5 protein-coding genes and 1 pseudogene are annotated in these 6349 nt (G+C 45.6%); 4 read left to right on the top strand and 2 right to left on the bottom strand.

Annotation, left to right across the window (positions count from 1 at the left end):
• Window positions 1-110: pseudogene (locus tag AB4371_RS16775) on the top strand (LysE family translocator); the annotation flags it as partial.
• A gap of 267 nt (window positions 111-377) precedes the next feature.
• Window positions 378-734, top strand: coding sequence for a hypothetical protein (locus AB4371_RS16780; protein ID WP_017060329.1), 357 nt, complete (start codon window positions 378-380; stop codon window positions 732-734).
• A gap of 143 nt (window positions 735-877) precedes the next feature.
• On the opposite strand, the gene AB4371_RS16785 is transcribed toward AB4371_RS16780, so the two are convergent.
• Entirely contained in the window at window positions 878-2002 is a 1125-nt protein-coding gene (locus AB4371_RS16785; protein ID WP_017060330.1) for a M14-type cytosolic carboxypeptidase, read from the bottom strand.
• A 135-nt stretch (window positions 2003-2137) separates the two neighbouring features.
• Window positions 2138-2413 (bottom strand): nitrogenase-stabilizing/protective protein NifW, encoded by a 276-nt coding sequence (locus AB4371_RS16790; RefSeq protein WP_017060331.1) that lies wholly within the window; start codon window positions 2411-2413, stop codon window positions 2138-2140.
• A gap of 307 nt (window positions 2414-2720) precedes the next feature.
• On the opposite strand from AB4371_RS16790, the gene AB4371_RS16795 reads away from it, so the two are divergent.
• Both AB4371_RS16795 and AB4371_RS16800 read left to right on the top strand, forming a co-directional pair.
• Entirely contained in the window at window positions 2721-3815 is a 1095-nt protein-coding gene (locus AB4371_RS16795; protein WP_372150373.1) for a NapC/NirT family cytochrome c, read from the top strand.
• Window positions 3816-3837: 22 nt separating this feature from the next.
• Window positions 3838-6285, top strand: coding sequence for a molybdopterin guanine dinucleotide-containing S/N-oxide reductase (locus AB4371_RS16800; RefSeq protein ID WP_017060333.1), 2448 nt, complete (start codon window positions 3838-3840; stop codon window positions 6283-6285).
• Window positions 6286-6349 lie beyond the last annotated feature (64 nt).

Genomic DNA, 6349 nt, shown 5'->3' on the forward strand with positions numbered 1-6349 from the left:
GACGCCATAGTCGTTTGTTAGTTCAAAAGCGCACCTCGCAAATGATGAACATTGTGTGTGGGATTCTATTCGTGGGCTTCAGCATTCAGTTGGCATTGTTTCAGCTTTAGGGTGCGATGCGAAGAATTGGGTTTTTAGCTATTGGTTCAGTTCATTTCCGGCTTAGTTCTCGTTTCCATCTTAGTTTTCATTTCCGATTCAGTTCTCATTTTTTACTGAATGCTAAGCAATCAGTGTTTCTCTGTATAAATCTCTAAAGCATTAGCTCGGGAAGTCGATATAATTATTAGCTATCAATTTGGTGAATGTGTTTGTTTGAGACCAATTGAAGCTACAGCCTATTGCTTGACCGAAATAACAGAGACAGGGAGTCACCAATGCGTGAAGATTCATTCACCCAGAAACGCAAATATTACCGCTTAAAGTACCCTCAAAAGGCTCGTCCGGTGATGCGAATTAAGGATGAGCTTTTTCATGTCAGCGAAGTTTCTGAAAAGGGTGTACGCCTGATGATGCGTAACATCATTCCGGTTTATCGTGGCTTTTCAATGGCCGGCACCTTGAGGTTGCATGACAACAACAGTATCGATATTAGCGGTGCTGTATTGCGACAAGAAGGTGACGAAGTGATCGTTCAGTTATCACAAGGTCCGAGCTTCAAAGATATGGTGTCTGAACAACGCCACATTAGGCAAAGATACCCAGTGTTTTTTGCTAGCCTCAGAGTGGCATAGAAAGCTTTTAAAGTTAGATTCACTCATCCAAGCCGATATTAAAAAGCCCAGCACTTTCACAAGTGCTGGGCTTTGTTCTATCTATAGCCCAGATTCTTATAAACCAAAGGCGATACAGGTAAAGCTAATGAGCTTAGTTCGCCTTATAGCTCGTCTACTGTAGCCCAAACTGCGGCTAGCATATCGTGACCAAACGCGACACTTCGTTCTGGAGACCAGCCGTAAAGTTCGTCAGCGTGACTGATGTGATCTTTAAATGGCATCTCGACGGTGTAAGCCAAACACTTGAATTGCTCACCAATCCAGTTTGTGCCAACTGTCATGTTTGCTTTGCCTGGTTCGTCTTTATCGTAACCAAATTCATCTTGGAACTCTGGCGTGATAGTGAGCAGTGCTTGCTTGAAGTGGCTCTCTAGCTTCGCGATGCGCTCGTTGTAAGAAGGTGTGCCTTCGCTACCTGCTACAAAGTTATATGGAATCGCTTCGTCGCCGTGAATATCTAGACACAGGTCAACGCCCGTTTCCAGCATACGCTCGCGAACAAGGAATACCTCTGGGCTGCGTTCCATAGAAGGTGATTGCCATTCGCGGTTCAGGTTTACGCCAATCGCGTTAGTACGCAGGTGACCGCGGATGCTGCCATCTGGGTTCATGTTTGGTACAACTCTGAACACAACGCTGTCTAGAAGAGAGCGACCAACCGTATCTGTTTCATCAAGTAGGCGTTGTAGCAGGCCTTCGATCAGCCATTCAGCCATCGTCTCGCCAGGGTGTTGGCGACCAATAACCCAGATGTTTTTCTTCTCTTCACTTGGCTCGCCGATGGTTAGCAAAGTGATGTCGTTGTTGTCTAGCGTCTGACCTAGAGTTTCAAGCTTACAAGCAGGGTGCGTTTGAGCATTGTGCAGAAGATCTTGGTGACGATCGTATGAGTACGGCGCGAAGTACGCGAAGTACATTGAATCGTGTTCAGGGATGATATCGAAGCTTAATGTATCGCCATCGAACTGAGATGGGATACGGAACCACTCTTCACGGTCATACGATGCAACTACATCGTAATCTTTCCAGCCTTCAGGGTAGGCAGATGTTGCCAATTGACCGATTTCAAAGTGGTGAGATTGTTGAGCTTCACTTTCTAAGCGGAAGTGAAACCACTGAGAGATTTCAGTTTGGTAGTCTGCTGGGATCGTCAGTTGAATGTTTTGTGGTGAATCTGCAGAAACGACGTGAATGTTGCCGCTTTCGAAATTGCTGAAAATTTTCATTGTAGTTTTTATCTCGTAGTTGAGTTGCCGTAAGACTAGCACACTTTTTTTCGAGCAAACCACTAACTAAATCGTAATGAGATGTTATTTCAACTATCTACTTTTTAGTTCTCTACTTTGAGCAGTACTTCCTATCTATCGACGCTGACAAGTTGTACACCCACGACAGGCTGAACGTGTGTGGCGATCTAACTTGCTGCGTTGAACCTTACAATAAGCGTTTTTCAGCGCTCTTCTTCCTGAGAACCAATCATCGGGTTTTGACAGGATCAGATAACCATTAAAGCGTTTCATAAGCTCGACTCTATTTTGGTTGATGAACTTGCTATCAAACCCAATTTCGAAGTAATCAAGCGCTTGTTCAATCGAGGTGAAACTCGCCATTTTTTGTTGGAATTCTGTTTGGTTCATTGAGTGAGGAGTTTATGAAAAATAGATAGCCAATATTGTAATAGATTTACAATTTACTTCTTTGACTTAGAAAGCCGTTTTGTCTCGTTGATGTTGGATTAATCAATAATGAATATTTAACCGCTGCTTCTTATTTGGTGGGTGATTGTATCTGGTGGGGAATAATTTCGTGAAGTGACCTTGGGTTCTCATAAAGGTTCAATCTTTGTTCCTCAGAATGCGATTTATGATCCAAATCAAACTGATCTACCCCTAAAGTACTATTCTGATCTTAATTGTAACCAATTGTTGAAGATGATTAAGAATTATGACAATAAAAAAACGTTATATCGCACTAATAGCGGCGGTTGGTATAGGTATTGGTTGGTTAACCTTAGGGGGAACTGCAGCCGTTATGCACTATACATCGAGCACTGAGTTTTGTGTTTCTTGCCACACGATGGAAGCACCCCACAAAGAATACCAAGGTTCTGTACACTTCAGTAACGCAAAAGGCATTCGAGCTGAATGTGCCGATTGCCACATTCCAACTGATCCGATTGACTACGTGATCACCAAAGTAAGAGCGTCCAAAGACATCTACCACGAATTTATTTCAGGTAAGATAGACACGCCTGAGAAATATGAAGCACACCGTGAAGAGATGGCTGAGACAGTTTGGGCTCAATTCCGCGAGAATGACTCAGCGACTTGTCGCTCTTGTCACGAATTCGATGCAATGGAAGAGTTCGAGCAATCTCGTGATGCAGCAAAAATGCATGCTTATGGTCGTGAAAATAACCAAACGTGTATCGATTGTCACAAAGGCGTTGCACATTTTGCTCCTGAAGCTCAGCTAGATAGCAAAGCGTTCGATACCCTGAGCGCATTTACGAAAAACACGCCAGCAGATGCGAAAGTGGTTTACCCAGTAACCGATATCGCAATGGGTGACTTCGGCAGTGTAAACCCAACAGCAGAACTGCAAGTGGTTAAGGCTGAAGGCGACAACCGTACTGTGACTTTGAATGCATTCCAAATGAAAGGTGCAGAGCAAGTGCTTTACTTCGGTGAAGGCCAACGTGCAATCGTTGCGACATTGACAGACAAAGGTCAAGAAGCACTGACTACTGGTGACTATAAAGCCGATGCTTATGGTAACGAGTGGCGTTCAGTTGCGCTAACGGGTGATATCACTTCTCCAGTTGTCGATAAACTAGACCCAATCTGGTCTTACGCAGAAGAGTTGGACAACGTTTACTGTGCAACGTGTCACGCGAAAATTCCTTCAAACCACTTCACTGTGAATGCTTGGGGGCCTGTTGCGAAAAGTATGGGCGACCGTACAGACATTTCTGAGCAAAACCTTGAGCTGCTGACTAAGTACTTCCAAAACCACGCGAAAGACGTTGTTGGTCACTAAAGAGAATTAGAAGGATAAAATTATGACTAATATGACACGTCGTGGATTTATGAAAGGCACAGGTATTACAGCTGGTGCGTTGGCATTCACATCTTTGACGCCGATGAGCGCAATTGCTTCGGACAAACGTGGTTCTGGTGTTCTAACATCAGGTCGTATGGGACCAATGCTGTGTGAAGTGAAAGATGGCAAGTTAGTGTCGACGACGAATGCACTGGCACAAACGGTTCCAAATAGCCTGCAGACCACAGGCCCTGATCAAGTACACACCAAAGCGCGTGTTAAGTACCCTATGGTTCGTAAAGGCTACTTGGCTAACCCATCTGCACCTGAAGGTGTACGTGGTAGTGATGAATTTGTTCGTATCTCTTGGGATGAAGTGTACAAATTGATTCACCAACAACACTCACGTATTCGTCAAGAGCACGGTGCGGAATCTGTATTCGCAGGCTCTTATGGCTGGCGTTCAAGTGGTGTTCTGCACAAAGCGCAAACGCTTCTACAACGTTACATGAGCATGGCTGGTGGTTACTCTGGTCACTTAGGTGATTACTCAACAGGTGCTGCGCAAGTTATCATGCCGCACGTTGTGGGTTCGATTGAGGTGTATGAACAGCAGACGACTTACCCAGTTATCCTTGAGCACAGTGATGTGGTGGTACTTTGGGGCCTAAACCCAATTAACACCTTGAAGATCGCTTGGAGCTCAACCGACTGTGCAGGTCTTGAGTTCTTCCACCAGTTGAAGAAGTCGGGCAAGACAGTGATTGCGATTGACCCAATGCGCTCTGAGACTATCGAGTTTTTTGGTGACAACGCAGAGTGGATTGCTCCTCACCCAATGACTGACGTAGCCATGATGATGGGTATCGCACACACGTTAGTGAAACAGGGCAAGCACGATAAAGAATTCTTGGGTAAATACACAACAGGTTACGACGTATTCGAAGCTTACTTGATGGGTAAGGAAGACGGCGTAGAAAAATCTGCTGAGTGGGCGTCTGAGATCTGTGGTGTGCCAGTGAAGCAGCTTGAGCTACTTGCGGATATCTTCAGTAAGAACCGTACTATGCTGATGTCTGGCTGGGGTATGCAGCGTCAACAATACGGTGAACAACGTCACTGGATGTTGGTTACGCTAGCGACAATGCTAGGTCAAGTTGGCTTGCCTGGTGGTGGTTTCGGTCTTTCTTACCACTACTCAAACGGTGGTAACCCTGCTCGTGATGCAGGCGTACTTCCTGCGATTTCAGCGTCACTTGGCGGTGGTTCTTCGGCGGGTAACGATTGGGCTGTTTCAGGATCTGTGAACGCATTCCCTGTAGCGCGTATTGTTGAAGCGCTAGAAAACCCGGGTTCAAGCTACCATCACAATGGTCACAACCTAACGTTCCCAGAGATCAAAATGATCTGGTGGGCAGGCGGTGCGAACTTTACTCACCACCAAGATACCAACCGCTTGATCAAAGCTTGGCAAAAGCCTGAGCTGATTGTTATCTCAGAACCTTACTGGACAGCAGCAGCTAAGCACGCGGATATTGTTCTGCCAATTACTACATCGTTTGAACGTAATGATATGACGATGACGGGTGACTACAGTAACCAACACTTAGTGCCAATGAAGAAAGTGGTTGAGCCACAAGGTGAAGCTCGTAACGATTTCGATGTATTTGCGGACATGTCTGAGTTACTTGCTCCGGGTGGTCGTGATGTGTACACCGAAGGCAAGACCGAGATGGAATGGCTGTATGGTTTTTACAAAACCGCACAGCAAGGTGGTCGTGGTCAGCGTATCGTAATGCCTAACTTCAGCAAGTTCTGGGAAGATAATCAGTTGATCGAGATGAAGTGGAACGAGAAGAACGCACAGTTTGTTCGTTACGCTGATTTTCGTGAGAACCCAATCATGAACCCACTAGGTACACCAAGTGGCAAGTTCGAGATATTCTCAAGAACCATTGAAGGTTACCAACTAGATGATTGCCCTGCACACCCAACTTGGTTAGAACCAACAGAGTACACAGGCAACGCTAAAGATGGCGAACTGCAACTGATGACAGCGCACGCCGCGCACCGTCTGCATAGCCAGTTCAACTACGCGAAGATCCGCGAAGAGTATGCGATTGCAGACCGTGAGCCGATTTCAATTCACCCTGAAGATGCGAAAGCTCGAGGTATTAAAACGGGTGACTTGGTTCGTGCACATAATGGTCGTGGACAAGTATTGGTGGGTGCATTAGTGACGGATGGCATCAAACAAGGCTCTGTATGTATCCATGAAGGCGGTTGGCCTGATTTAGATAAAGACACAGGTCTATGTAAAAACGGTGGCTGTAACGTGCTTACGTTGGATATCCCGACTTCTCGTTTGGCGAATGGCTGTGCTGCAAACTCTGCGCTTGTGAAGATTGAAAAATACACAGGTCCAGTATTAGAACTCACGGCATTTGATCCACCTAAAAACGGCTAATCTTTAACAAGTAATAGCTAACTGAATGAAGCCAGCCTAATCGCCTGTCTCTTATACACAAATC

Source organism: Vibrio sp. 10N.261.51.A3 (genome assembly GCF_041471965.1).
Classification (GTDB): Bacteria; Pseudomonadota; Gammaproteobacteria; order Enterobacterales; family Vibrionaceae; genus Vibrio; species Vibrio crassostreae_C.

Excerpts from the sequence above, each read along its gene's own strand:
- AB4371_RS16780 (WP_017060329.1), top strand. The coding sequence starts at position 378 with ATGCGTGAAGATTCATTCACCCAGAAACGCAAATATTACCGCTTAAAG.
- AB4371_RS16785 (WP_017060330.1), bottom strand. The coding sequence starts at position 2,002 with ATGAAAATTTTCAGCAATTTCGAAAGCGGCAACATTCACGTCGTTTCT.
- AB4371_RS16790 (WP_017060331.1), bottom strand. The coding sequence starts at position 2,413 with ATGAACCAAACAGAATTCCAACAAAAAATGGCGAGTTTCACCTCGATT.
- AB4371_RS16795 (WP_372150373.1), top strand. The coding sequence starts at position 2,721 with ATGACAATAAAAAAACGTTATATCGCACTAATAGCGGCGGTTGGTATA.
- AB4371_RS16800 (WP_017060333.1), top strand. The coding sequence starts at position 3,838 with ATGACTAATATGACACGTCGTGGATTTATGAAAGGCACAGGTATTACA.